At 38.8% G+C, this 26,594-nt stretch carries 20 protein-coding genes and 3 pseudogenes; 7 read left to right on the top strand and 16 right to left on the bottom strand.

Annotation, left to right across the window (positions count from 1 at the left end):
* Window positions 1–27: 27 nt before the first annotated feature.
* The 6 genes from H3Z85_03670 to H3Z85_03645 form a co-directional block, all read right to left on the bottom strand.
* Window positions 28–282: a GlsB/YeaQ/YmgE family stress response membrane protein gene (locus tag H3Z85_03670; protein QPQ52577.1), complete on the bottom strand. Its 255-nt coding sequence runs from the start codon at window positions 280–282 to the stop codon at window positions 28–30.
* A gap of 70 nt (window positions 283–352) precedes the next feature.
* Entirely contained in the window at window positions 353–1,306 is a 954-nt protein-coding gene (gene ftsY, locus H3Z85_03665) for a signal recognition particle-docking protein FtsY (GenBank protein ID QPQ52576.1), read from the bottom strand.
* 15 nt (window positions 1,307–1,321) lie between these two features.
* Window positions 1,322–1,789 carry a RidA family protein gene (locus tag H3Z85_03660; GenBank protein ID QPQ52575.1) on the bottom strand — a complete coding sequence of 156 codons (468 nt, stop codon included), beginning with the start codon at window positions 1,787–1,789 and terminating at the stop codon, window positions 1,322–1,324.
* Between the two features lie 89 nt (window positions 1,790–1,878).
* Window positions 1,879–2,028 (bottom strand): DUF4295 domain-containing protein, encoded by a 150-nt coding sequence (locus H3Z85_03655; protein ID QPQ52574.1) that lies wholly within the window; start codon window positions 2,026–2,028, stop codon window positions 1,879–1,881.
* Between the two features lie 19 nt (window positions 2,029–2,047).
* The gene (gene rpmG / locus H3Z85_03650; protein ID QPQ52573.1) at window positions 2,048–2,230 is read right to left on the bottom strand and encodes a 50S ribosomal protein L33; all 183 of its coding nucleotides are present in this window, start codon (window positions 2,228–2,230) and stop codon (window positions 2,048–2,050) included.
* Window positions 2,231–2,236: 6 nt separating this feature from the next.
* On the bottom strand, window positions 2,237–2,479 hold the full coding sequence (locus tag H3Z85_03645) for a 50S ribosomal protein L28 (protein ID QPQ52572.1): 243 nt from the start codon (window positions 2,477–2,479) through the stop codon (window positions 2,237–2,239).
* 270 nt (window positions 2,480–2,749) lie between these two features.
* On the opposite strand from H3Z85_03645, the gene H3Z85_03640 reads away from it, so the two are divergent.
* On the top strand, window positions 2,750–4,432 hold the full coding sequence (locus tag H3Z85_03640; protein QPQ53834.1) for a T9SS type A sorting domain-containing protein: 1,683 nt from the start codon (window positions 2,750–2,752) through the stop codon (window positions 4,430–4,432).
* A 206-nt stretch (window positions 4,433–4,638) separates the two neighbouring features.
* Here H3Z85_03640 and lnt read toward each other — a convergent pair.
* Window positions 4,639–6,274, bottom strand: a pseudogene (gene lnt / locus H3Z85_03635) (apolipoprotein N-acyltransferase).
* 55 nt (window positions 6,275–6,329) lie between these two features.
* On the opposite strand from lnt, the pseudogene H3Z85_03630 reads away from it, so the two are divergent.
* Window positions 6,330–6,742: pseudogene (locus H3Z85_03630) on the top strand (VanZ family protein).
* Here H3Z85_03630 and H3Z85_03625 read toward each other — a convergent pair.
* The 4 genes and pseudogenes from H3Z85_03625 to H3Z85_03610 form a co-directional block, all read right to left on the bottom strand.
* Window positions 6,732–7,536 (bottom strand): annotated as a pseudogene (locus tag H3Z85_03625) (pyrroline-5-carboxylate reductase). The pseudogenes H3Z85_03630 and H3Z85_03625 sit on opposite strands and share 11 nt — an antisense overlap.
* Window positions 7,537–7,773: 237 nt before the next feature.
* Entirely contained in the window at window positions 7,774–8,793 is a 1,020-nt protein-coding gene (gene murB / locus H3Z85_03620; GenBank protein QPQ53833.1) for a UDP-N-acetylmuramate dehydrogenase, read from the bottom strand.
* On the bottom strand, window positions 8,790–9,275 hold the full coding sequence (locus H3Z85_03615) for a hypothetical protein (protein ID QPQ52571.1): 486 nt from the start codon (window positions 9,273–9,275) through the stop codon (window positions 8,790–8,792). The genes murB and H3Z85_03615 overlap by 4 nt, the downstream gene beginning before the upstream one ends.
* Before the next feature lie 10 nt (window positions 9,276–9,285).
* Window positions 9,286–10,491 carry a pyridoxal phosphate-dependent aminotransferase gene (locus H3Z85_03610; GenBank protein QPQ52570.1) on the bottom strand — a complete coding sequence of 402 codons (1,206 nt, stop codon included), beginning with the start codon at window positions 10,489–10,491 and terminating at the stop codon, window positions 9,286–9,288.
* Window positions 10,492–10,711: 220 nt separating this feature from the next.
* Between H3Z85_03610 and H3Z85_03605 the strand changes: the two genes are divergently transcribed.
* The 4 genes from H3Z85_03605 (at window position 10,712) to H3Z85_03590 (ending at window position 15,747) form a co-directional block, all read left to right on the top strand.
* A complete protein-coding gene (locus tag H3Z85_03605; protein QPQ52569.1) occupies window positions 10,712–12,505 on the top strand; it encodes a T9SS type A sorting domain-containing protein in 1,794 nt (597 codons plus the stop codon).
* A 140-nt stretch (window positions 12,506–12,645) separates the two neighbouring features.
* The gene (locus tag H3Z85_03600) at window positions 12,646–13,830 is read left to right on the top strand and encodes a hypothetical protein (GenBank protein ID QPQ52568.1); all 1,185 of its coding nucleotides are present in this window, start codon (window positions 12,646–12,648) and stop codon (window positions 13,828–13,830) included.
* A gap of 15 nt (window positions 13,831–13,845) precedes the next feature.
* Entirely contained in the window at window positions 13,846–15,267 is a 1,422-nt protein-coding gene (locus tag H3Z85_03595) for a hypothetical protein (GenBank protein QPQ52567.1), read from the top strand.
* A 24-nt stretch (window positions 15,268–15,291) separates the two neighbouring features.
* A complete protein-coding gene (locus H3Z85_03590; GenBank protein ID QPQ52566.1) occupies window positions 15,292–15,747 on the top strand; it encodes a DUF1801 domain-containing protein in 456 nt (151 codons plus the stop codon).
* A gap of 197 nt (window positions 15,748–15,944) precedes the next feature.
* Here the strand turns inward: H3Z85_03590 and H3Z85_03585 are convergent, their stop codons facing one another.
* From H3Z85_03585 to H3Z85_03565, 5 genes are all read right to left on the bottom strand, one after another.
* Window positions 15,945–17,213, bottom strand: a complete 1,269-nt coding sequence (locus tag H3Z85_03585) for a TolC family protein (GenBank protein ID QPQ52565.1) — start codon at window positions 17,211–17,213, stop codon at window positions 15,945–15,947.
* On the bottom strand, window positions 17,203–20,313 hold the full coding sequence (locus H3Z85_03580; protein ID QPQ52564.1) for an efflux RND transporter permease subunit: 3,111 nt from the start codon (window positions 20,311–20,313) through the stop codon (window positions 17,203–17,205). The genes H3Z85_03585 and H3Z85_03580 overlap by 11 nt, the downstream gene beginning before the upstream one ends.
* Before the next feature lie 73 nt (window positions 20,314–20,386).
* Window positions 20,387–21,490 carry an efflux RND transporter periplasmic adaptor subunit gene (locus H3Z85_03575; protein ID QPQ52563.1) on the bottom strand — a complete coding sequence of 368 codons (1,104 nt, stop codon included), beginning with the start codon at window positions 21,488–21,490 and terminating at the stop codon, window positions 20,387–20,389.
* A gap of 169 nt (window positions 21,491–21,659) precedes the next feature.
* A complete protein-coding gene (mgtA, locus tag H3Z85_03570) occupies window positions 21,660–24,332 on the bottom strand; it encodes a magnesium-translocating P-type ATPase (GenBank protein QPQ52562.1) in 2,673 nt (890 codons plus the stop codon).
* Window positions 24,333–24,432: 100 nt separating this feature from the next.
* Window positions 24,433–25,131 (bottom strand): MgtC/SapB family protein, encoded by a 699-nt coding sequence (locus tag H3Z85_03565; GenBank protein ID QPQ52561.1) that lies wholly within the window; start codon window positions 25,129–25,131, stop codon window positions 24,433–24,435.
* A 589-nt stretch (window positions 25,132–25,720) separates the two neighbouring features.
* Between H3Z85_03565 and H3Z85_03560 the strand changes: the two genes are divergently transcribed.
* Window positions 25,721–26,569: a DMT family transporter gene (locus H3Z85_03560; protein ID QPQ52560.1), complete on the top strand. Its 849-nt coding sequence runs from the start codon at window positions 25,721–25,723 to the stop codon at window positions 26,567–26,569.
* Window positions 26,570–26,594: the final 25 nt, after the last annotated feature.

The following is a 26,594-nucleotide window of genomic DNA, read 5'->3' as shown; positions in this document are numbered from 1 at the left end:
GACCCGGGATTTTATTTTTTATACGTATCAGCTTTTCTTTGTTGCCATTCCGTAGATCCAGAGGACAATGAGTGATCCTCCCACGGCTAGCAGCATGCTTCTGAAGTCGAAACTTTCAACTGTTCCCCAACCAAGAAAACTTCCTATAAATCCTCCAACAAACGCTCCTATAATTCCCAGGATAATTGTCATAAGCCATCCGCCTCCCTGAGTACCCGGCATGATTAATTTTGCAATGGCTCCAGCGATAAGACCAAATAAGATCCAAGTTAAAATTCCCATAGTTTCAAATTTTTTAATTGTTAATATTTAAATGATTTGTTTAGTAAAATAAGGGAAAGTATGATTTTCATCATCTTTTCTTGAAGAATGAGTCTACAAATTCCGTACCATTAAAAAGTTGAAGATCCTGCATTTTTTCGCCTACGCCAATGTATTTCACCGGAATCTGAAACTGATCAGAGATCCCGATAACAACTCCTCCTTTAGCAGTTCCGTCAAGTTTTGTTACCGCTAATGCATTCACTTCCGTGGCTGCAGTAAACTGTTTTGCCTGCTCGAAAGCATTCTGCCCGGTTGAACCGTCTAAAACCAATAAAATCTCATGAGGCGCATCAGGAATAACCTTTTGCATTACCCTTTTGATTTTAGAAAGTTCATTCATCAGGTTGATTTTGTTATGAAGTCTTCCTGCAGTATCAATGATCACCACATCAGCATTCTGGGCAACGGCACTTTGTACGGTGTCAAACGCTACAGAAGCTGGATCAGAACCCATTTCCTGTTTTACAATAGGAACGCCAACTCTTTCACTCCAGATCACCAGCTGATCAACTGCTGCTGCTCTGAAAGTATCGGCAGCACCCAAAACAACCTTTTTGCCTTCTGATTTAAACTGGTGAGCCAGTTTTCCGATAGTAGTTGTTTTACCGACACCATTTACGCCCACGACCATAATGACGTAAGGCTTTTTAGAAGTGTCAATATTTCCTGTTCCCGCATGCGGGTTTTCAAGCAGTAATCCTGAAATTTCTTCCCTAAGAATATGATCCAGTTCGTTTACGCCAACATATTTATCTCTGGCGACACGTTCTTCAATTCGTTGAATGATTTTGATGGTCGTAGAGGCGCCTACGTCGGATGCAATCAGGACCTCTTCAAGATCATCAAGTACCTCATCATCCACCTTGCTTTTACCGACTACGGCTTTCGTCATTTTTTCAAAGAAACCCTGACTGGATTTTTCCAACCCTTTGTCAAGTGTTTCTTTTTCTTCCTTTTTGAAAATATTTTTAAACCAACTCATTGTTTTAGTTTATTCTTATTTATTTTTAATCACTGCTGTGGCTTCCACCTCGATAAGAACGTCATCTCTGAAAAGCCTGCTTACTTCTATAAGGCTGCTTACAGGAGGGTTTTCAAGATTAATATACAAATCTCTCACTTTTCTGAAATCAGGAGTTTTGGATATATCTCTGATGAAAATTCCGAGTTTTATAATGTCCTTACCTGTACCACCGTATTCTTTCAGGATGTTTTCAATATTCATAAAAACCTGACGGCTCTGTTCTTCTACGGTATTTCCCACCAGGTTGCCTTCCGGATCCAAAGGAACCTGCCCGGATAATAAAATCATTTGGGAACTGCCACAATCAATGCTTACTGATTGCGATAATCCTTTAATGTTGAAAACTTTTGGCGAACTTTTATATTCTACAGGGTTCATCGTTTTCTGACTGAATGAAAATAGAAAAGTTGCTGTGCAGAACAGAGCAAGAATCTTTTTCATATTTTACTGATTAATAATCTGGTGAACAAAGATAACAAAAAAACTACCCAAAATATGAGTAGTTTTTTATATTGTAAACAAAGTACTGATTATTTTTTCAAATAACCGTCAACTTCGTCAGCATTCATTACTTTTTCTTCGAAAATGTAAGCTCCTGATTTAGAAGACTTAACCATTTTCACCACTTTAGTCATTTTCTTAGACCCAGTTTGTAGGGTTGCTACTACTTTCTTTGCCATTGTAAATTATATTTATAAATTACTTGATTTCTTTGTGAAGGGTAGATCTCTTAAGAACAGGATTGTATTTTTTCAATTCCAATCTCTCTGTAGTGTTCTTTTTATTTTTTGTAGAAATGTATCTAGACATTCCTGGCATACCACTTTCTTTGTGCTCTGTACATTCAAGGATTACTTGAACTCTGTTTCCTTTTTTTGCCATGATTTATTAATTCTTTTTAATCAATCCGTTTCTAGTAGCTCTTTCAATAGCTTCTTCGATTCCAATCTTGTTAATCACTCTCAATCCATGAGCTGATACTTTCAGTGTTACGTGCTTATCTTGCTCCGGAAGGTAAAACTTCTTCTCTAATAAGTTAATTTCAAAACGACGCTTCGTTTTGTTATTAGCGTGAGAAACGTTGTTACCAACCATTGCACGCTTTCCTGTTATTTGGCAAATTCTTGACATATCTCGATGTTCTTATTTGTATAATATTTGAGAGTGCAAAATAACGAAGAATTTTTTAGATAGACAAATCTTTTGGAAAATATTTGCAAATAAGTAACTGATTAATAATATTGAATTTTTAAAATATCCGAATTATCGGGATCTCGCAGAAAATCAGGGCTGATATATTTCATACTGCCACTTTTTAGTCCGGCGAACTTAATATCCTATCTTTGTTTTTAATTAATCTAAATAAAAATAATTATGAGGAGAATTTATATTCTATTGTCGATGCTTCCTATTGCTGTAACGGCACAAAACTTTACTGAAGTACAAACAGGAATGACGAATTTCTATTATTCAGCAGCAGATATTGCTGATATGAATAATGATGGTACACAGGACATTGTGTTCAACGGAGCAATAGATTCAGATGGAGACGGGAATGTAGATCAGACGTTTAATGAAGTATATGTAAATAATGGCGGAGTATTGTCTCCCTATGCTGGTTTGAGCGCAGTTACCCATCTTGGAGATATCAAATTTATCGATTATAATAATGACGGATTAATGGATATTATTTCTACCGGTCTGAGCTATATGGATGTTGTTAATTACAAACAATACCGCTTCAGAAATACAGGCTCAGCTTTTGTAAAAGAGGAAGAGCTTCCCGGAAAAATTTACGGATCTATGGAGGTTTTTGATTTCAATCATGATGGAAAACCGGATTATGCAGTCAATGGGACACAATATGCTCATGGCGGTGGCTTCAGAAATACTCTGGATTTTTATCAAAATACTGGAGCAGGTTTCAACATGACTGAAAACTGGGTGGACGGAACCCAGAGCGGAAGCTTTAAAGTGGTTGATTTGAATAATGACCATCTTCTTGATTTGGTCGTTATCGGATCAGATATCGAAGGTTTTCCGGTGGCTAAAGTATATATGAATCAGGGAGGAACATTGGTTCCGACACAAGATCTGGATCCTGTTTCTGTTGGTAAAATTGATTTCGCTGATTTCAATGCAGATGGTTTTCAGGATATTGTCGTGATAGGTAAAGATGAAAATGACAATGGCTATTTTGCTGTGCTGATGAATGACGGAACAGGTATTCTTACGGCTCAGCACATCAATATGCCCGAAGTTTCTGATGCTTCAGTAAGTGTGGGCGATTTGAATGACGACGGATATTATGATTTTATCGTATCCGGAAATGTAGATTATAATGCTTTTGTTAAAACGTATTTATATAATCCGTCTTCTCAACAATTTGCTGAAGAAACTGCTACCGGTTTGTATCATTTGGGAGGCCCTGGAGTATTGCAGTTGTTTGATTTTAATAATGATAACCATTTGGATGTTTTGTTGGGAGGATTTGATTGGACCCATTCGGATCTGCCGTCTTTGACAAAACTTTTTAAAAATACTTCTGCAAAGGTCAATATGAAACCAACCCCGCCTACCAGCCTTAATCTTACAAAAACAGGCAACAGATTCAATTTTACATGGGACGGAGCATCTGATGATAAGACACCCGTGAATGCACTGCGATATGAAATTAGAGTGGGATCTGCCCAGGGAGGGCAGGATATTGCAAAATATGTGGTAACTACTCCTTCATGGTTCCTGGATCTTGATCCGGCTATTCAGAATGTTTTCTGGAGTGTACGATCAATTGATGCATCAAAAGCATATTCTGATCCTTCCGTGGCAGGTACATTGGGAACTGTTGAAGTTAAAACGATCAGAAATCAGGTGAGTATTTATCCTAATCCCACATCAGATAAAGTATTTATTAGGGGAGAAAAGGCATCGGAAGCTGAAATGTATGCAATGGACGGAAAGAAACTGAATATCATGTTAAAAGGAGATCAGTCTATCGACGTTTCTCACTTACCTAAAGGAGTATATCTATTAAAACTGAAGATAAAAAACGAAATAACCACGAGGAAACTTACGATTAAGTAATTGAATCAATTCTATCTTCTATCAATGAGAAAAGCCAGACGTCCAGCTGGCTTTTCTTTTTTTAATTTTCTTATTTGCTTAGGAATATGTCTAATAAATAAAAAACTCCGTCATCTGCTCAACCGGCGGGAGTCTATTTAAATTCCCTAAGATTTTTGCAAATGACGCGGATTATATTGGATGAGTATAAATATATTGTGATCTTACTATGTTTTCTTTGTCTTGGCCTGAAACCATTTAATTAAATAATAAAACAATAAAAACCCTAAAGCAAATATTGAAAATCGGGATAAAATATCTCCCGCTCTCGAGTAGAAAGTCATGGTATCGTAAAGATTAACTTTTGCAAATAAGGCGGTCTGGTCACCATAGAAGGTATCGGCTTCCACTTCACCTTTTGCATTGATGTGTGCGGAAATTCCACTGTTGGCGGCACGGGCGATCTCTCTTCGTGTTTCAATGGCTCTTAATCTTGCATAGGATAAAAGTTGTTTGTGTCCTTCCGTTACGCCCCACCATGAATCATTGGTTACAATACCGAGAAAGTTGGCGCCTTTTTTTACATAATCCGTGACAAATTCGCCATAAATGCTTTCATAACAGATAATCGGAGCAATCTTTCCTTTATTGTAAGGATTGGAAAAAGCCACTCTTTCTTTGTCTGTACTTAAAGAAGCAACCGTACCGCCCAGATTTAGCATGGCATCACCTAGCAAAGGCTTTAAAACACTCATGTAAGGGAAGATCTCAACTCCGGGAACCAGTTTTCCTTTATGATAGACCTGTACCTTCTGATTCGGTGCCACCTGAATGGCCGTATTATAACTGGCTACCCAAACTCCCTGATTGATCTGGTAAGCTTCTTTAGGCATTGCTGAAGGATCAAAATATAAATGATGTGATGAAATTCCCGTTGTGAATACAGATCCAGGATGTCTGGCTAGAAAATCTTTGAGATTGTTCAATAATAAGCTTTTTTCAAAAGCTGTTTCAGAGATAGAACCTCTTCCGGGAAGTGCTGTTTCGGGAGCAAGATAATAATCGATTTTACCGGTTGAATTCTTTTCAGCCAGTGCCAAAAGATCATTTTCAATAGTGAGACTGTCTTTGGAATATTTTTCAGCATAAGGATCAAGGTCCGGCTGCAACATCAGTACATTGACCTGCCCTGACGGTTTTTCGTCAAAATTATTGTATTTGATCACTGAAATAACCATAGGAATGGCAATTAAAGCAAGGACAATAGATGAATTTCTGATCAGGTCTTTTCTTTTTCTCCCGGCTTCAAAAGTTCTGACTGTATAAAATATTAAAACATTGATCAATAAAATCCAGAAACTTCCGCCGGTTGCGCCCAGAGTATCATACCATTGAATCAGTTTAGGATATTCTGAAAACGCATTTCCTAAATTAAGCCATGGCCATGTCAGCTCCCATCCGAGGTGAAATTTTTCAAAACTCATCCAGATCGCCACGAAAAAAGCCAATCCCCAATAGGTTCCCTGTGCATTTTTATACCAATGATAACATTGGAAAACCAGAGAATATAAAAGAGAATTAACCAGTACCGGAAATACCACGGCCATCATAGAATGGCTGCCATCCGGATTTTTTTGAGCCATACAACCAGCCTGTAGTTACGATATTCCAGATCACAAAGCACAAGTAAGAAAGTCCGAAAACCATCCAGCTTTTCCTTTTATAATCTGAAAATTTTGAGATTCCGTGTTCCATCATCAGAAGGGGAACAAGGGCAAAAAATATAAAAAACGGAACTCCATAAGTTGGCCATGAAACCGACAGCAGCATTGCTGAAATAAGTGTAAGTAATACGTATTTCATTAAATTATTTTAATATACAAATTTAATGTTTTTGAAATGAATATCTTAGCACCTGATGGGAAAGAAATTTTATAAAATTATCATTATCCCTTATACTTTATTTTTGCTGTATCTTATGTTTTTAGGAATGGGCAGATTCCGGTATGAAGATCATTTGATTACTGTAGAGCCGGTTTTTTCAACCATAAAATTTATCCGGGGGACCAGTGATTGGAAAAACATGGTCACTATTGTTTTGGGAAATGTGGTGTGTTTATTCCTTTTGGGTTTCTGGGCTGGTTTTTCCCCCGATTGCAACAAGTAACACCACTGATTTTTACATTTATATCAGCAATTGTGATTGTGGAAGCGCTTCAGTATTTTACCCGAATGAGAATATTTGAAGTCGATGATATTATCCTGAATACTTTTGGTGCATACGCAGGATGGTTGCTTTGCAGAAAAATTGAAAAAAGATTTAGTTATTGAGTTCCTTAGCGCGTTTTTCGGCGTTCAGAATCCCTTGTTGTAAAATCCCTTTAAAATTACTGTCTTCAAATGTTTTTAAGGCCGCTTCAGTAGTACCTCCTTTGGATGCTACATCTTTAATCAGTTCTTCAAGATTTTTTTCAGAATTGTTGATCAGGTGGTAAGCACCCAGCATGGTTTGCTTTACAAAAAGTTGAGACAGGTTTTCCTCAATGCCCATTTCAATTCCTGCTTTAATCATGGCATCAACGATATAGTAGAAGTAGGCCGGCCCGCTTCCTGACAGCGCAGTAACGCCATCCAGAAGTTCTTCATTTTCCAGATAAACAGACCTTCCTGTGCTATTCAGTAATCTCTCAATATTGATGAGCTGACTAAAGGAAATGCCTTCTGCAGCTGTGTATCCTGTGATTCCCATTCCAAGAAGAGTAGGAGAGTTGGGCATTGCTCTTACCACAAGAGGATGATTCAGTAATGTTTGAATTTTACCTATATTAATCCCTGCCATGATAGATAATACCATCTGATTATCTTTTAAAGTAAACTGAATATTTTGGGCAACCGTTTGAAAATCCTGTGGCTTTACCGCAATAATGATCAGGTCGGCATCGATGTCTTTTACTTCTTCAAAAGTGGAAATTTTAGATTTGGGAAATTCTTCAGCTATTTTTGATTTTTTTTTCCTCATTTCTGATAATCAGATGTAAATGTTCAGGTTTGATCAGTTCATATTTCAAAAATGATTTTGAAAAAGAAAGTCCCATATTTCCGGCTCCCAGGATCGCTATTTTCATATTGTGCTTCTATTTTCAGCTAAAATAAGAATTTATACAAATACTATAGTAATTAGAGAAGAATGGATTTGTTGTGGTTTGGCATAAAAAACATTTTATAAATTTTGTTCGAAGCCTGAAAATTTTGATAAGAGGTTCTATAGATTACCACTATTAAACGGATTATTTCATTCGTGCATTAGTGGTAATTCTAAAAAATAAAAGAGGCTGAGTCATTATTGATTCAGCCCTGTCTATTTAAATAATATTCACTTCCCGCTCAAGCTCTATTCCGAATTTCTCCTTCACAGAATTGATGATGTCGGTGGAGAAATCAAAAATTTCCTGTCCGGTTGCTTTTCCTGTCGCATTGACAATGACCAGGGATTGAAGTTTGTGAGAAGCAACATTCCCAATTTGCTTACCTTTCCATCCACATTGCTCAATCAGCCATCCGGCCGGGACTTTTACCATATTTCCGTTTGGATAGCCCTGGATATTTTCAAATTTTTGTCGTAAGCTTTCAAATTGAGCCAGAGGAATCGTCGGGTTTTTAAAAAAACTTCCGGCATTTCCGATTTGTTTGGGATCCGGCAGTTTGCTCTGTCTGATATTGATGACAGCTCTGGAAACATCCTGAATAGTGGGGTTCTGAATATTTAAATGTTCCAGTTCGGATTTGATGGCCCCATATTCTGTTTTGATATGGTGATCTTTTTGAGTCAGTTTAAAAGAGACTTCCAGGATAACGTATTTCCCTCTTCCTTCCTGTTTGAAAATGGAATCTCTGTAGCCGAATTTACATTCTTCCAGGTTGAATGTTCTGATTTCAAGATTCTCTACATCCAAGACCTTACAGCTGACAAAAGTATCTTTAATCTCAGTCCCGTAAGCACCTATGTTCTGCATGGGTGAAGTACCAACATTTCCCGGTATCAAAGAAAGGTTTTCCAGTCCGCCAAAGTTTTTCTGCAAACAGTACATCACAAATTCATGCCAGTTTTCTCCCGCTTTTGCGGTCACGAGAACCTCATTTTCATTAATGATCTCTTCGGATATTCCTTTTAGGTTGATTTTAACAGCCAGGCCATTAAAATTTTTTGTCAAAAGGATATTACTTCCGCCGCCTAAAAACAAAATGGGTAAACATTGGTCTTTTGAAAACGTAAGTGCATCTTTTAGTTCTTCAATACTTTTTACTTCTGTAAAATATTGAGTGTTGGCATCAACACCAAAAGTATTATAAGATTGTAAGGAAAAATTTTCTTGCATGTTTATTGGTATTCTTTGGGAAGAATGTTGTCTAATTGTTCTTTAAACTGTTGAAGTTGTTTATAATGTTCAGTATCTGCAAAAGAATTAACGTAGATATGAGCTTTTTTAGGAGTACGGATCTGGAAGGTTTCATCAATTCCGTCTACCGACTGCTGACTTGGCGAACTTTTGATATCATCCAGATCTTTAACGTTAATGGACGATATAAGTCGCTTCCAGGTATCATTGCTGATAGCCGAAACCCATTGCTGGTGAGTATGATTGATGGTGGCTCCTTTTTCAGCAAAAACAGAATCTTTTGTGACTTTTATAATGGTGTATTCTCCTAAAGTTCCGCCAATATGAGATATACTGATCGAATGTATCTCATCCGAATTCTTGGAAGCGGCAGGTGGCCTCTGCGGTTTGGTGTCACAAGAAAACAATGCCGACAGCAAAAAGATCGAAAACAGGATTTTCAGATGGAGATTTTTTGTTGTCGGCATGCTGTATAATTTAAAGGCTAAATTCTTCTCTGTACTTTTTTAAAGCTTCTTTCAGAATTTCAGCACTTCTTTTTAAGTCTTCTTCTTTTAAAACGTAAGCAATTCTTACCTGTTTTTTTCCTAATTCAGGATCACTGTAGAATCCTCCTGCAGGAGCAACCATAATGGTTTCGTTATTCAACGAATATTTCTCAAGTAACCATTGTGCGAACTTTTCTGTGTCGTCAACCGGAAGCTCGGCAACGCAATAGAAAGCACCTCTCGGCTTAGGACAGATTACTCCCGGAATAGCATTCAGAAGATCTACCAATACATTTCTTCTGTGAGTATATTCTTCTCTTACAGCTCTGATGTACGGGCCATCATTCTGGTGAGCTGCTGTTGCTGCAATTTGTCCCAGAAGAACCGGACTTAGTCTTGCCTGAGCAAAAAGCATTGCTGCATTACGGATTTTGCTTGAACGGGTTACCATACATCCGATCCTTACACCACACATAGAATAACGCTTGGATTCAGAGTCGATAATGATACAGTTTTCTGCTAATTCAGGGAAGTCAAGCATAGATACCTGCTGTTTTCCGTCATATACATATTCTCTGTATACTTCGTCAGAAATGATGACGATATCATATTTTAAAGCAATTTCAGCAAGTTGCTGAAGTTCTTCACGGGTATACAGGTATCCTGTAGGGTTACCCGGATTACAGATGATGATTGCTCTTGTTTTTTCTGTAATTTTTTTCTCAAATTCTTCTACCGGCGGAAGGGCAAATCCTGTATCAATAGTAGAAGGTACTGCAACTACGTTCACATCGAATGTACTTGTGAAGCCATTATAGTTGGCATAATAAGGTTCAGGAATAATAACTTCATCCCCTTCGTCGCATAAGGTGGAAATAGCAAAATTAAGGGCTTCAGAACCTCCGTTCGTTACCATGAAGTTATCCGGTGTCAAATCTGAAAAACCTAGTGAATGGTAATATTCAGTAAGGGCCTTTCTATATTCGATATTGCCTTCAGAAAGTGCATATTCCAATACTTTTAAATCAATATTTTTTAAAGCGTTTAAAGCTGTTTCCGGAGTTTCAATATCAGGCTGCCCGATATTAAGGTGATATACTTTTATTCCTTTCTGTTTTGCTTGTAATGCAAAAGGAACCAGTTTTCTTACCGGCGATGGCGGCATGTGCAGTGCTCTGTTTGAAATATTCGGCATTGTTTAAAAATTTGTATGACAAAAATAGGATTTAATTTCTCAATAATAAAATTAAGAGCAGAAGAAGTGAATCTTATTTCCGGATTGCTTTTTACTCATGAAAAGTTGTTCTACTTTTTATAATTTATTATAGTGTTTTTTCGTTAAATGTTGAATTTTTATCAACAATATTATTTTTATATTAATATTTTTATTAATTTTCAAAGCAAATATGAAAAATATGACAATAAATTTATTTTCTAGGGCATTGCCTGTGATTGGTTTCTTCTCTGCATCTTTTATGATGGCTCAAAATTTTCAAACGATGCCTGTACAGTCAGGGTATACGGAAGATGTAATTGCCAACGGAATAGGTGCTGCCAATGCATCTACGACCTTGGATGTTGACGGAGTTTCTTACAATTTTGTAGCAAGAGATTTTCAACTTACTGCTACCAGTGTTCCTCTTACTTATGGTATTCCGACTGACGGTATTATTAATTCTGCTGTGGCTTCAACGCCCGGCTTAACCTTTCAGCTTGGAGATTTAAGTGGAAGCAATTCACTGCGAATCAGTAGTAGTAACACAGGTAGTAATACGGGTACCATTACTTTTACAAATCCTGTAGCAGCCTTTAAATTATATATGCTTTCAACGAGTGGAAGTGGGGCTTCTACAGTCAATATAACAGTAAACTTTACGGATAATACCTCTCAGGCTTTTACAGGGCAAAGTGTTCCGGATTGGTATGATGGCAATAATTACGCTATCCGTGGAATAGGAAGGATTCTCAGGAATACAAACAGCTTGGAGGCCAGTACAACGAATCCAAGATTATATCAAACAGTTTTAAATATTGATCCGGCTAATCAAAACAAACCTATTCAAAGTGTTACGATTACCAAAACAAACAGTAGCGGTGTTGCCAATATATTTGCATTTTCAGCGGATGCTTATAGTACTTGCGTTGCTCCGACATTAGCTTCGGTAGGAGCAATTACTGCCAATTCTGCTCTGATTTCGTGGACGGTTCCTGCAGGCACTCAGGCTGCGAGTCATGATATATATTATAGTACAAGTGCTACAACTCCACTAAGCAGTGCTGTGCCAAATTATCCCGGAGTTACCGGAACGTCATATACTATCGGAAATTTATCTCCAAGTACGAACTATTATTACTGGGTAAGAACAAACTGTAGTGGTGGAACAGGACAAAGCTCATGGTCATTTGTAGGGACATTTAAAACGTTGTGCGGAGCAATGATCCCGCCTTATACTAATGATTTTGCCAGCTTCCCGGGCTCATGCTGGGAGAATCTTACAGGAGGAACACCGGCTACGGGACCAACAGGAAATGGAAGCAGCTGGACTGCTGACGGGTTCCTCAACGTTGGTACTACCGGCTCAGCAAGAATAAATCTGTATTCAACCAATACGATAGGATGGCTAAAGACTGTTCCTTTTGATCTTTCTGGCGGCGGCTACAGAGCGAAATTTAATTTTGGAGTAACCACCTACTCCGGAACTGCGGCTTCAACAATGGGCTCTGATGATGTAATTCATTTCATGGTTTCCAATGATGGAGGTAGTACATGGGACATCCTGAAAACCTGGGGTACCAGCAATACGCCTTCCAATACTTCTAATGAATATACTTATGATTTAGTCAATAATATCGGGGCTAATACTGTATTTGCTTTTTACGGAACAGACGGAACGGTAGATGATACCCCGGATTATAACTTCTATGTTGATAATTTTATTGTCGAAAATGCACAGTTAAGTACTTCTGAAGTTAAAACAACGACACCTAAGATAAATATTCACCCAAATCCTTTTAAAGATATCTTATACCTTTCCGATACTAAGGATGTGAATAAAATAACTGTTGGAGACGCATTGGGTAGAGTAGTTAAAAGTATTGACGGTTTTACAAAGCAAATTGATTTAAACGAGCTTGGTACCGGATTATATTTTGTAACCCTTTACTTTAAAGATGGCTCCAAATCAACAGTAAAGGCCATTAAAAAATAGTATTGAAGATTAATAATTTCATAAGACAGCCAACTTAATGGCTGTCTTTTTTATAAAAATTAGAAAAGAATTGATTTAATACCTTATTTGATATTAAGTTGATGAAATTATTATACATTTGCGCCGAAAAAACAAAACCCATGAATAAATTAAAACTATTTTATTTAATTCCGTTATTGTGCTCATCATTTTCGCATGCACAGCGAATTGATAAGGAGACCATCAGTTTTCAATTGTTAAAAGAACCTGTTTTCGCTACAGATCTTGCCAACAGAAATTATACGATCACCGTAAAATCACCTTACAATATTACCAAGGATGATGTTATCAAACAATCCAAAGAAGATTACCAGAGACAGGTAGATAATTATCAGGCCAATGTAGAGTCTGCCAAGCTGGAGCATGCAGAAAGATTGAAGGATTATGATGCAGAAGTAAAAAAACTTCAGGAAAAATATAAACTGGAGTCTGCTGAATACAGTAAATTATCAGCGGTTGAAAAAATTGCAACAAACAATGGTGGTCCGGTATTGAGAATTCCCTCCAGACCTGTACTGAATATCCCACCGGTGCCGGTTTACAGACAGCCTGATTTAAAAGAGGCATTGATCGTGGACAATAAAATCCTGGCTTCTCAAATGAATGTGATTGGTTTTTCAAAAGGAGGAAATTATCTGGACATTTCCATTGAAATGGAGAGAACAAATTTTCAGGATAACCAGGGGAAAACTTTTGCCAACCAGCCAACCAGAATTATCGGGAAACAAAATGGAGCTGTAAAGCTTGATAAAACTTATTTTTCCGATTTTACGGAAGTAGCGAGCGTGCCTACCAATGAGATCAACCTGAATGCTCAGGAAAAAAGTTTCTTACAGAGAACTATGGATCGTACACGGAATATTATTAATGATAATTTCGGGTATCAGACCATTAATTCTATGGTGACATTGTCTACTGTAAAGAATAAAGGAGAATATGATGATCTGGAAAAAGCCTATATCTACGTTACAACCAACCTGAAAAAACTTCAGGCAAAACCTGATTATGCTCCCAATAAAGTGGCTATGGAAAATATGCAGAAAGGCATTGATATCTGGAAAAGTGCTTTGACAAAAGTAAATTACCAGGATAAAAAAGCGGCTTACAATCAAAAGATCGGTGAATACCTTTATTTTAATCTGATACGATTGAATATTGCCCTTGGAAATTATCAGGAAGCAGAAAAATATCTAAACGAATTACAGGAACATCTGGTTGATATCAAATTGTCCTACGATGCTAATCTTGAACTGAAGAGATTAGAAGAAAAAATTTACAATAACTAAGAATTTGAAAATAATATGATTAAACAAATTATTGCTTCCGCATTAATGACGGCTTCTGTATACTCATTTGCCCAGACCAAAGTAACTGAGGGTACAAAATTTACTGTAGATGCCAACCTTGAAATTGATGATAAACTAGTATTGGCCGATGATTACAGTTCTTATATGTTCAGTGCAATCAATATTGACGGGCTAATGAGAAATGTGTTTCCTCACAAGAAATTACTGATGAGAAAACTGGATCAGAACGGAAGTCTGGTTGACACTTACACTAAAGATTACGCTAACAAAACCAATGGAGTGCTTCATAATTATTTAGGATCACAACAGATTGATGATGATAAGTTCGTAGCATTCACGGAAGAGTACTTTGGAAAAGAAAACAGAAAGGAAGTTTTCCAGCATGTTTTCAGTAAAAAAGACGGAACTTTTACGACAAAAAGTATCGCAAAGTACAGCATTGAATCTGCCAACAGATCCGGAACTACCTATGTTCTTTTCTCAGAAAACGGAAAATACGCGGCCATCTTTAATGACAGATTTGCAAATAAAAAAACAGAAAATATCAATGATGTTCTTGTCCTGGATCTCAGAACGCTTTCTCCCGTTTGGAACAAAGAAATTACCTTGAGTAGTGACTATGTGGAAAAATCTTTTGCACTGACCAATTCAGCAAAAATTGTCGTATTGCGTAAAGCTGCCGGCTGGAAAGAGTCTTATAAACTGGAATTACTTTCCAATACAGAAGATAAAGACCTTCCTTTTGATGATAAATACATTCCTGAAAAGCTATATGCGGTCAGTAAAAATGATAATGATTATCTGATCTCTTTCGGAAGAAAAAAAGCTGCAGTGACTATTGGTGCCAGCACATTTGGAACGGTGATGTTCTATGATATGAAGTCCGGGAAAGCAGTGATCAGCAATACCAATTTGGGAGGTGATAAAGATATGAACGATGTGAAAGTCATCAAAACCATCATCAAAGGAGAGGATATTCTAATGGCTGTTCAGCAGGAAACGGTAACGAGACCGATGCCTACAGCTATGAATCGTTTTCCGGATCCTGTATATAAACTGGAAGCGGGAATGCTGATGAAATTTAATAAAGAAGGTGATGTGACACAGTTTGTGGCAGCGGGAGCTTCTACGGGAAAAAGAATTCATGTGACAGAATCAGGAAATAACCTTTATATTTCTACATTTTATCCTAAAGGAGCATTTGGAAACACCGGCTTTTCTATGAAAGTTTTTGATTTTGCCACTTTGAAACCTCAGGAAGTAAATCTTACTTATAAAGGAGGAAATTTCTTCCAGAATTATGGGTTTGCAGACGGTAATATGATTCAGTATGTTCCTAACGTTAATAAAATGATGTTCTTACAAAAAAACGGTAAGGATGTTCAGATGTTTAGTGTATACAATTTTATAAAATAATTGTACATTAGAAAAAAATAAATCATGCAGATTCCAGCCGTATCTATAGAAGATTATATTTCAAAGATTCCTGAAGAAAGACAAGAGGCTTTTACAAAGCTTTTTAATACCATCAATCAGAATTTACCAAACGGTTTTGAAGAAAATCCCAGTTATGGAATGATAGGATGGGCGGTCCCGTTGAAAACCTATCCTGCCGGTTATCATTGTGCTGCCAATACCCCTTTGCCGTTTATCAATCTGGCTTCCCAGAAGAATTTTATTGCTTTATATCATATGGGGCTATATTCTACACCGGAGCTTCTGGACTGGTTTGTGGCTGAATACCCTAAGCATTCAAAGAAAAAACTGGACATGGGGAAGTCCTGTGTTCGTTTTAAAAAAGTGGAAGATATCCCTTTTGAATTAATCGGTGAATTGAGCAGAAAAATGACGGTAGAAGACTGGATCAGCATGTATGAATCTCAGTATAAAAAATAAAAAAATCCCTGGAATTTCTACAATTCCAGGGATTTTTATTTGCGGGAAGGGGGAAGTTGGAAACCTTTTTTGTACTATTGAGAAATACTAGCCTTTTGAGGAAAAATTTCGGGCTACACAAAGCAACAAATTAGGTCTTCATTTGATGCCCGGTTTTGAAAAAACTCCCTCGTCCTTCTCCGTTTTTTCCCACTACCTTAAAACTCGATATCCCCAATCCCTGCCCGGCGCTCAAGTTCTATTAATGCCGCAGCATTGTCTGCAAGAGCCTGGTAATAATCCTTTCTTACATCATTATAAGTACGTTGTGCATTCAGAACCTCCAGAATAGAGCTTTCTCCTCTTTTATAGCTGTAAATAATACCATCCAGGATACTTTTTGCTTCACTGAGCATTCCGTTGTGGAATTGTTTTACCTGCTTTTGAGTGGCCGTATATTGTTGGTAAGCCTGCATAACTTCAGCCCGTATTCCTTGTTCGATCTGTTGATATTCAACCTCAGCCTGCGAGTGAGCCATTTCAGCTATTTTCAATCCGGCATTTCTTCTGTTGGAAAATTTTAAAGGAATACTTACGCCTACTTTTACGGCATTTACTGTGGGAGAAGGAGCAATTTCGTTGGTGGCTTCCGTGTGACGTTCTGCCCCGGCACTCAGTCCCAGGTCGATCACACGATTCGCTTTTTCAAGATTGATCTGGCTTTTGGCTACCTGTGTATTTTGTCTGGCCGCCAATAGATCTGCTCTTTCATTGAGTGCCTGAAGCATCAGGTCATCAATATTGAACTCTCTGTTGAAGGCGTTAAAATCTCCGTCTACATCTCTGCCTGTTGTTCTGTGATCACTAATAAATACAGAGAGATTAGTTAATGCCTGTTGTTCAGCACTTTCAGCCTGATAGACGTCATTGAGCAGGGATGCCGCTTCTAATTTACTCTGCTTTGAAGTCACCAGCGATATAGTTCCTAATTGATAACGGATACTGTCGGATTTTGCCAACTGGAGCATATTTTTGTAAGAATCCTGCTGTACTTCAAGCAATGATTTTGATTTTAAAGCATCCACATATCCTAGGCTTGCATCGGCTCTAAGGTTTCTGAAAAAATCTTCTAATTGTATTTTACTAAGCTCTGATTGGTCTTTAGCAAGATTCACCCTTGCTTTCCTCTTACCACCCAGTTCCAGGGTCCATCCGACGGAAGTGCCATACACATACCCCATATTTTTATTCACCCCGTTGTTGGTTGTTTCCACTTCCAGCTGGGGATCCGGAAACATACCGGCCGTCCGGATGGCTGCTTCTGCCTTGCTCACATTGTATTTCTGGGAGGCAAATCCGAGATTTTTCTTTCCAACCAGGTTCAGGTATTCATCAAAACGCAAAAGCTCCTTTTCCTGTGCTTTTACCATTCCTGTAAGGCTCATTACCATGACAGTGGCGATGATAAAATGAATTTTACTCTTCATATGTAATTGCTTCATTTGATTCCGGATTTTGTTTTTCATTGCGACGTTCTGCCATATAATAAATAGCCGGTAGCACGAAAAGGGTTAAAATAGTAGAGAACATCAGTCCGTAAACGATTACTGTAGCCAGAGGTCGTTGTACATCTGAACCGATTCCTGTTGCCAGAGATGCCGGGAATAGACCGATCACCGCAACAGTTGCCGTCATCAGTACCGGTCTGAAACGGTCATGAGCTCCTTTGATTACTGAATCTTTGAGGCCATAACCTTTCTTTCGCAGGTCATTGATATGGGAAATCATGATCACTCCATTCTGTATAGCAACCCCGAATAAAGCGATGAATCCTACTGCTGAAGATACATTCAGGGACATTCCACGGATATTGAGGGCAAGCATTCCCCCGAATAAAGCCAACGGAACAATCGACATCAGAACCAAAGCCTGCTTAAAGTCTCCGAATGCCCCGTACAATAACAGGAACATAACCGCCAATGCCAACGGAACAATAAATGCCAGCCTGGAATACGCTCTGTTCTGGTTTTCAAACTGACCACCCCATTTGATCTGATATTTTTCATGGTCGTAGGTAATATCCTTTTCAATCTGATCCTGAGCTTTTTTCAGGAAAGAAGAAAGGTCGGTACCCCGCAGGTTAAGCTTCACCGTGAGATGTCGTTTATTCATTTCACGGGTTATGGTGCTTTCCCCTGTGCTTAATTTTACTTCTGCCACCTGTGATAATGGAATTTTGGTTCCGGTAGCAGAGGTAAGCATCAGGTTTCCGATTTTATCGGGAGTATCACGGCTGTCTTCTGTGTATCGGCAGGAAATATCATAGACTTTATTTCCGATAAAAATTTGGGAAATAGCTTTTCCTCCGAGTGCCACTTCAATGAGATCGGCGACATCAGCTACGTTTAAGCCATACTGTGCGATTTTATCTCTGTCGGCAATGATCTGAAGTTGGGGCAGCGGAGGTTCCTGGTCAATAGCTAGATCGGCAGAACCCGGAATTTTATGCAATGTTGATAAAACATTTTCGGCAATTCTTCTGGTTTCTTTGAAATCATCGCCATATACCTTTACAACCAATTCACTATGCGCCCCTGAGATCTTATCCATTACCCCGTCGATCATCGGTTGTGAAAAACCTACAGTGAATCCAGGCATATCTTTATAGTCGGCAGCCAGCTCTTTGATCAGGTCTGCTTTTGTTTTTCCGGATGGCCATTGGTCGTAAGGTTTTATTCCTACGGAAACTTCAAAGTGGGAAGCGGTCCATGGGTCTGTTCCGTCATCATTACGTCCGGCCTGCACCATCATGTAGGTAATTTCCGAATGTTTTAAAGTTCTGGCCCGTAAGGTATCACTCATTTCTTTAGCTTTGGCAAGAGAAATTCCCGGTGGAAGCTGTACCTGCAGCCAGATAGAACCCTCATCCAGTTCGGGCAGGAAATCTTTTCCTACGGTGTAAGATAAAATTCCGGCAGATAATAGGACGATGCTTACAGGTAGAATGACTTTTCTGGGAGCCTTCATTATTTTTTCTACTCTTTTTCCATAGGCAGTACTTATTTTTTCCAGCCACTTATTATGATAGATCTTTTGTGGTTTTCGATAAATAACATACGCTATTCCCGGGATCAGAAGCAACGCCACGGCAAGGGCTCCGAATAAAGCATATCCTACAGTGAATGCCATGGGAGTAAATAATTTTTTCTCTACTCTTTCAAAAGCAAATAATGGAAGATACGCCGTGATGATGATAATGGTAGAAAAGAAAATAGGTTTGGCTACCTCAATCACTCTTTTGGTAATTGTTTTTTCTTCCAGAGCTTCTTCAGGGTTATCTTCTCTTTTTTTAAGGATGGTTTCCAGCATCACGATGGCACCGTCTACAATGATTCCAAAGTCGATCGCTCCAAGAGAAAGAAGGTTCGCGGGAATATTGGTAAAATGCATCAGGATAAATGCAAATAACAGCGACAAAGGAATGGTAATAGCCACTAGTAAAGCACCTCTCCAGCTTCCGAGGAAAACAATGAGGACAATAATAACCAGTACGATTCCTTCTGTCAGAGTGTGAGAAACGGTATGAAGGGTTGTATCCACAAGATCTGTTCTGTCCAGGAAAGGATGGATTTTTACTCCTGCCGGCAGGGTTTCATTATTCAATTCTTCGATTGCCTGATGAACACCTTCCAGTACCTGCGAGGGGTTTTGGCCTCTCAGCAGGAGAACAATACCTTCCACGCTTTCGGAATAATTTCGTTTTCTGTCGGTATAGCCAAGAATTCCCTTTCTTTCAAGGTTCCCGTATTTTAAGGTTCCAACGTCATTCAGAAAGACAGGAACACCGTTTTCTGTTTTTACCACTATTTTCCCGAGATCGTTCAAATCTTTTACCAGACCTATTCCACGAATAACATACGCCAGATTTCCTCGGGGAAGCATACTTCCTCCGGCACTGACATTATTTTTAGAAATCGTTTCGGTTACTTCAGATAATGAAAGCCCGTATTGTTCGAGTTTGTGAGGATCCAGTTCAACCTGAAACTGGGTGGTGATTCCTCCGAAGTTGGTGACATCTGCAATCCCTGACACCTGTTTGATGCGGGGAATAATAACGAATTTCTGCAAATCCGTCAGCTCGCGTAAACTGTGGTTGTTACTTTCAATAATATAACGATAGACTTCGCCGATAGGGGAGGTTAGCGGGTCAAGACCCGGTTGTGCACCATAAGGCAGTGTCACATCAGACAGCCTTTCCTGGATACGCTGCCTTGCCCAGTAGTCATCCACACCATCATCGAAAACCATTGTAATAATAGAAAGCCCGAAAGTACTTTTACTTCGCATCACATGCATTCCCGGTAGCCCGTTTAATGAGCGTTCAAGCGGAATGGTGATTTGTTGTTCTACTTCTTCAGCCGCCAGTCCCGGAACCTGTGTTACAACCTGAGAGGTAACATCGGCAATGTCGGGATAGGCTTCCACTGATAATTTGGTCCAGGAATAATATCCGAAAAACCCCAGTAAGACGAAGAGGGCCAGCATCAGCCATCTCTTCTGTATAGAGATTGTAAGTAATTGCTTCATAATTCTTAATTTTTGTATAAAGTTTTAAAAGACGACATCTCTTACTGGCTTTATACCTTTAACTTCATTGACATTATTTTGCATCCAGCATATAAATTCCCCCTTCAGTCATGATGGTATCTCCCGGTTTCAATCCTGAGGTAATTCTTACTGTTTTCTGATCTGTTTCTCCGGTGGTGACGGAGCGTTTGGCAAATTGATTCTTACCGGTTTTTATCCATACATACTGTGAGCTGTCCTGCTGCATTAATGCGGTAACTGGAATCATGACCGTTCGGACAGGAGTTGTTGAAAAATTAACGGTAGCATACATTCCGGGTTTTAATTTTCTGTCCGGGTTATCGCACTCAATGAGGACTTTTATGCTTCGTGTACTCTCGTCTACGATTTCGTTGATATGATATACTTTCCCTGTAATGTTTCTGTCCGGATAGGCACTTACTTTTACCGATACATGGTCTCCTGTATTGACAAAGCGGATATCTTTTTCTTTAACATCCCCTGAAATCCATACTTTAGAAAGTTCAGCAATGATCATCACCGGATCAGCATCTCCTTTCAGATATTGACCGTTAACGATTTTGTTGGAAATAATCTCTCCATTGATCGGAGCCCTTACAATAAGAGGACTTCCGATGCCGCCTCCTTTGCTGTTGTAGACTTTTAAAGCGGAAGTAGCATTTGACAGGGAAGTTTTTTTATTTTTAAAATCCGTCTCCGCTTCATCCAGTTCTTTTTGTATTCCTACGCCGTGTTTGACAAGATCCTGCTGACGTTTATAATTTTTCTCTGCAAGCTGCACATCATTCAAAGCATCCGTGTAGTCTTTCTGGACCGCAAAATAATCGGAAGAAAGAATCTCAAATAGCGGACTGCCTGCAGATACATTTTGCCCCAACTGAATAAAAGATTTTGTAATTCTTCCTGAAAAAGGACTTGCAATCTCAGCATAATGATTGGGAATGGCCTGAATAGTTCCCGCAGAAACAACACCATCACTGTGTTCCTGCTCAGAAACGACTTCGGTTTTTATTTTTTTGAAAACAGGATTGTTTTCAGGAACGGTGACTTTATTCCCGTTCAGTTGCAAATCCCGATTCTGAGTGTCTTCACTTTTGGAATTTTTACAGGATGTAACAACTGCCAAAAGTATTACTGTTACTATTATTCTTCTCATATAAAATGTTTATAACAAGGAATTAAATCTTAGATTTTTATTTTCAAGCTTTTATTGTGTTTTTAGAATTTTTTAAACCCCTTTTATCGCCGCAAAGGTATTTTCAACGTTTCTGATAGTCCGTTAGAAAGTCTTTAGAAAGTTATTAGAAAACTATTAGAATCGCCTGTCAGAGCCATTGTCCAAATTTTTTAATGAACCATTGTTTCACAAACTGAGTGAGGATACAATAGCCTGTAAGAATTCCGATGAGGTAAGGAAAATAAGCTAAAGGCAACGGTTGCATTTTCAGATAGGAAGCTGCCGGGGTAAAAGGAATCATTATTCCGATCAGCATAATCAGACTGGTTAAAGCAACTACTGGAGCGGCAGCCCAACTTTGGATGAAAGGAATCTTTTTCGTTCTGATAATATGTACAATCAAGGTCTGAGATAATAATCCTTCCACAAACCAACCCGTCTGAAATAAACTTTGGTTTTCGGGAGTGTTGGCTTTGAAAATAAAGAACATCACTGCAAAAGTCACGTAATCAAAAATGGAACTTAGCGGCCCGATGTACAGCATGAAATTTTTAATGCTACCAGCTTCCCATTTTTTTGGCTTTTCCAGAAAATCTTTATCCATCGTATCCCAAGGAATAGAAGATTGGGAAACATCGTACAGTAAATTCTGGGTTAAAATCTGTAACGGCAGCATCGGCAAAAACGGCAGTAACGCACTGGCTCCAATCATGCTGAACATGTTTCCGAAATTACTGCTGGCTGTCATTTTTATATATTTTACGATATTCCCAAAGGTTCTTCTGCCATAGATCACTCCGCTTCTTAGTACCATCAGATCTTTTTCCAACAGGATGATATCCGCACTTTCTTTCGCGATGTCTGCTCCGGTATCTACTGAGATACCTACATCGGCTTCTTTGATGGCTGCCGCGTCATTGATCCCATCACCCATAAACCCTACAGTATGTCCTTTTGAACGGAGGATTTTTACAATACGCTGCTTTTGTAAAGGGCTGACTTTGGCAAAAACGGAATAAAGCTCCATATCTTTACTTAATTCCTTATCACTGATGTTATCCAATTCATCTCCCAGCATAATGGTGTTGACAGGAATTCCTACATCATGGCATATTTTTTTGGCTACAATATCATTATCTCCGGTCACCACTTTTACTTCAACACCTAATTTATGTAACGCCTGTATACTTGGTGCCGCAGAAGGTTTAGCAGGGTCAAGGAAGCCTATGAAACCGGTTAACGTAAGGTTGTTTTCATCCGATACGGAATAATTCAGCGGATGATCTCCATCGAATTCACGGATGGCAACCAATAAAACTCTTAATCCTTCTGCATTCAGTTTTTCAGACATTTTGATAATCTGTTGTTTCACAAGATCATCCAATGGAACAATATTATCATTCTCAATATGCAGACTATGGTCTTCTCCGGGGTCCAGAGCGTATTTACATAAAGAAAGCATTTCCTCCACAGCACCTTTGGAAATCATCAGATGTTTGCCTTTGGACGTATTCAAAATCACAGACATTCTTCTTCTTTCAAAATCAAAAGGAATTTCATCTACCTTCAGATAAAGTTCATCGGCTTTCAAGAGATGATGAACTTCTGCGTGATCAAGGACTGCCTGATCGAGCAGATTTTTAAGACCGGTTTGATGAAAACTGTTAAGGTAAGCCCATTTCAGAACTTCATCATCTTCAATACCGCGAACGTTGAGGTGAGCTTCCAAAACAATTTTATCCAAAGTCAGGGTTCCGGTTTTATCGGTACAAAGGATATCCATAGCCCCGATGTTCTGAATGGCATTTAACCGTTTAACGATCACTTTCTTTTTACTCATGTTGACCGCTCCTTTTGCTAAATTGGCAGTAACAATCATGGGAAGCATTTCCGGAGTAAGTCCTACAGCTACCGCAATAGCGAATAATAAAGCCTGCATCCAGTCACCCTTTACCAATCCGTTGATGAGAAAAATAACGGGCGTCATTACCAGCATAAAGCGGATTAGCAAAAAACTTACTTTATTAACTCCAATGTCAAAAGCAGTTTCTGGTCTTTTGGAAACCAGACTTCTGCTGATGCTCCCGAAGTACGTGAAAATACCGGTGTTGGCAACAACAACTGTTGCAGAGCCACTTACCACATTGGTTCCCATGAAGCAAATGTTTTGCAGGGTAAGAGGATTTTTGTCTTTAGCATCATGGACAGGAAATGCATTTTTTTCTACAGGAAGCGCTTCTCCGGTGAGAATAGATTCACTGATGAAAAGATCCTTGCTTTTCATAATTCTGCAATCGGCAGGAACCATATCACCGGCTGAAAGAACTACGATATCTCCAGGAACAATTTCCGTAATTTCAATTTCTTCGTTTTCTTTAAATTTTCTTTTGGTCAGACAGCTTGTTTTAACCATTTTCTCTAAAGCTTCAGCAGCCTTATTGCTTCGGAACTCCTGAATGAATCTCAAGATAGTACTGAACAATAGCATTACCGAAATGATAATACTGGTACTGAGATCCTTTTCTTCGGCCGGAGCCAGAATAACATCAATGAATAATGAAATCAAAGCAATGCAGGCCAGAATATAATTGAAAGGATTAAAGAATGAATGGGCAAATTGCTTTACCCATGAGGGAGCCTTTTGGGTGGCAATTTCATTTTTACCGTAAATTTTTAAACGGTCTTTTACCGTGTTTTCGCTGAGTCCTTCTTCTGAAGATTCCAGCATAGCATCCACCATTTTCTCGTTCTCAGACGCAGCTTCTTTCAACTTTACCAGTGCTGCTGAATTGAGATTTTTGTTTGAAGATTTTTTTAACATTGCTTCAGTTGTTGTTTATACGGAGTGATTTATTGTTTTTAAGGTCATACAGCATCGCGTCATCTTCATTTGTGTTTGCTAATCATGGCGATTTCAAATGCTATAAATCGTTTTCAGTACCTATAATTTCCCAGCTTACTTTGATGACCTTATCCTCGATCGTCAATCTGCTGGCTGTTTTTTCCATAAAACTGTCCTGTGGAGTGGAAGAGTGAACTTCCGCCGTAATGATGGCATTCTCTGGTAAGCCATTATCATCGCTGGTGAGAGATTTCAGCAATACCTTGTCATTTCCGCTTAAAGACTGCATCAGCTGTACTCTGATGTGATTTTCTACTTCACTTTTGCATTTAATAGTAAGAAGGTATTCAGTGTAATGGCTTCTGCTGTTGATATTATTACCAAGTCTTACACCTAGCGGGCGGAGAATAACATGGGTGAGGATGATAAAACTGCTGGTTATAGCTGCTTCAAAAGGATAGCCCATCGCACTGAGAGCACCGACGGATGCAGAACACCAGATGGTGGCGGCCGTATTGAGTCCCCGAACGGTCAGTCCGTCTTTCATGATGACTCCACCACCCAGAAAGCCGATACCACTTACGATATAAGAAGCTATTCTTCCGGTGGCATCACCTCCGATCCTGATGGATAAAAGAACAAATGCCGCAGAACCCAGACACACCAGAGTATTGGTGCGAAGACCCGCGCTTTTCTGACGCCATTGTCTTTCAAAACCAATACTGGCGCCAAGGGCAAATGCGGTAAAGAGACGAATTGTAAATTCCGGTGTAGTCATAATCTTTCTGTTTTTTTATAGCATTCAGCCGCTATACAGAAAGATATAGAGGAGAATACTTAATGGTTGTAATAATGGGATGAATCAGTATCCATAGGGGTTTTTATTTGCTGCAAAGGTATTGTGAGCTTTGGAGAAAGGCTGTTAGAAAGGTCTTAGAATGTTATTAGAAAATTATTAGAAAGTATATATTTGATAGTATCACATGATACTATCACTTGCCATTGTATAACGAAACCTTCTTACTAGATAAATCATAAAATTTTAATTCTGATTGCGTCTATATCAGAGAAGATAGGTGAAATTATTGGTGCGTTTTTATACAAACCTATCGTGATTTAAAACCAAGGTATCCTGATTAAATTTGGGGTACAGAGATTAACGGAATATCGGTTTTTGTAGAATAACCTTGAAAGTAAGACGTGCTAATAAGTTGAGATCTGTATCCATGATAAAAAACAAAATTTCAATACATTTGTGGCAAACTAGTGTAGACTATAAACTTCAATTGTGATTTATAGCGGAAAAATTACTCAGGTCCGGAAAATTCTTTTCCAAAGATGGGTTATATTAAGATGAGATTTTAGAAATGAAGAATTCAAATATAGCGATACCCGCAACGCTTTTGGCCATTATTTGTGTCCAGGGAGGGGCTTCCATTGCGAAGCAGCTTTTTCCTTTGATAGGACCTATCGGAACGGTTACCTTGAGGATTGTGTTATCCGCTGTTTTGCTAACGTTGATTAACCGTCCGAAATTTTTACAGTTTACTGCCCAAAAATGGAAATATTGTGCCTTGTACGGAATAGGTCTGGCAGCAATGAATCTTATTTTTTATATGGCCATTCAAAGAATTCCGTTGGGACTGGCGGTTACCGTGGAGTTTGCAGGACCTTTGTTTCTTGCACTGGCACTTTCGCGTAAACTGTTGGATGTGGTCTGGGCATTGCTTGCCTGTGTCGGAATATTACTGATTGTTCCCTGGAAGAGTGATCATGTGGATTTAATCGGCCTCGGACTGGCATTTCTTGCCGGGATGTTTTGGGCGGTCTATATTGTTATGGGCGGAAAAGTAGCCAAAATTATGGATGGGAAAGACGCGGTCACTACCGGAATGATATTCGCCAGCCTGGTTATTATTCCCTTTACGATATGGGATGGAGCCGTTTTCAATCTTACACCTGTTATTTTTATGAAAGGATTAGGCGTGGCTATTTTATCAAGTGCATTGCCATTCTCGCTGGAAATTATGGCATTGAAAAGATTGCCGGCAAAAACATTCAGCATTCTGATGAGCCTTGAACCTGCATTTGCAGCGCTTTCAGGATTGATATTCCTTGCAGAAGACCTGAGTTTCCTGCAGTGGATTTCCATTATCTGTGTAATTGCAGCAAGTATAGGAACGACTGTTTTTAGTAAGAGAGCCAACAGCCATTAAAAAATATCATTAATGAATAAATATC

This window comes from Chryseobacterium indologenes (genome assembly GCA_016025055.1).
Classification (GTDB): domain Bacteria; phylum Bacteroidota; class Bacteroidia; order Flavobacteriales; family Weeksellaceae; genus Chryseobacterium; species Chryseobacterium indologenes.
Note: the sequence above shows the minus strand (reverse complement) of the source record. Positions and strands in the feature narration are given on the sequence as shown.

Bases quoted from the DNA above. Each gene is read 5' to 3' on its own strand.
- H3Z85_03670 (QPQ52577.1), bottom strand. From the start codon at position 282: ATGGGAATTTTAACTTGGATCTTATTTGGTCTTATCGCTGGAGCCATT.
- ftsY (QPQ52576.1), bottom strand. From the start codon at position 1,306: ATGAGTTGGTTTAAAAATATTTTCAAAAAGGAAGAAAAAGAAACACTT.
- H3Z85_03660 (QPQ52575.1), bottom strand. From the start codon at position 1,789: ATGAAAAAGATTCTTGCTCTGTTCTGCACAGCAACTTTTCTATTTTCA.
- H3Z85_03655 (QPQ52574.1), bottom strand. From the start codon at position 2,028: ATGGCAAAGAAAGTAGTAGCAACCCTACAAACTGGGTCTAAGAAAATG.
- rpmG (QPQ52573.1), bottom strand. From the start codon at position 2,230: ATGGCAAAAAAAGGAAACAGAGTTCAAGTAATCCTTGAATGTACAGAG.
- H3Z85_03645 (QPQ52572.1), bottom strand. From the start codon at position 2,479: ATGTCAAGAATTTGCCAAATAACAGGAAAGCGTGCAATGGTTGGTAAC.
- H3Z85_03640 (QPQ53834.1), top strand. From the start codon at position 2,750: ATGCTTCCTATTGCTGTAACGGCACAAAACTTTACTGAAGTACAAACA.
- H3Z85_03615 (QPQ52571.1), bottom strand. From the start codon at position 9,275: ATGCCGACAACAAAAAATCTCCATCTGAAAATCCTGTTTTCGATCTTT.
- H3Z85_03610 (QPQ52570.1), bottom strand. From the start codon at position 10,491: ATGCCGAATATTTCAAACAGAGCACTGCACATGCCGCCATCGCCGGTA.
- H3Z85_03605 (QPQ52569.1), top strand. From the start codon at position 10,712: ATGACAATAAATTTATTTTCTAGGGCATTGCCTGTGATTGGTTTCTTC.
- H3Z85_03600 (QPQ52568.1), top strand. From the start codon at position 12,646: ATGAATAAATTAAAACTATTTTATTTAATTCCGTTATTGTGCTCATCA.
- H3Z85_03595 (QPQ52567.1), top strand. From the start codon at position 13,846: ATGATTAAACAAATTATTGCTTCCGCATTAATGACGGCTTCTGTATAC.
- H3Z85_03590 (QPQ52566.1), top strand. From the start codon at position 15,292: ATGCAGATTCCAGCCGTATCTATAGAAGATTATATTTCAAAGATTCCT.
- H3Z85_03585 (QPQ52565.1), bottom strand. From the start codon at position 17,213: ATGAAGAGTAAAATTCATTTTATCATCGCCACTGTCATGGTAATGAGC.
- H3Z85_03580 (QPQ52564.1), bottom strand. From the start codon at position 20,313: ATGAAGCAATTACTTACAATCTCTATACAGAAGAGATGGCTGATGCTG.
- H3Z85_03575 (QPQ52563.1), bottom strand. From the start codon at position 21,490: ATGAGAAGAATAATAGTAACAGTAATACTTTTGGCAGTTGTTACATCC.
- mgtA (QPQ52562.1), bottom strand. From the start codon at position 24,332: ATGTTAAAAAAATCTTCAAACAAAAATCTCAATTCAGCAGCACTGGTA.
- H3Z85_03565 (QPQ52561.1), bottom strand. From the start codon at position 25,131: ATGACTACACCGGAATTTACAATTCGTCTCTTTACCGCATTTGCCCTT.
- H3Z85_03560 (QPQ52560.1), top strand. From the start codon at position 25,721: ATGAAGAATTCAAATATAGCGATACCCGCAACGCTTTTGGCCATTATT.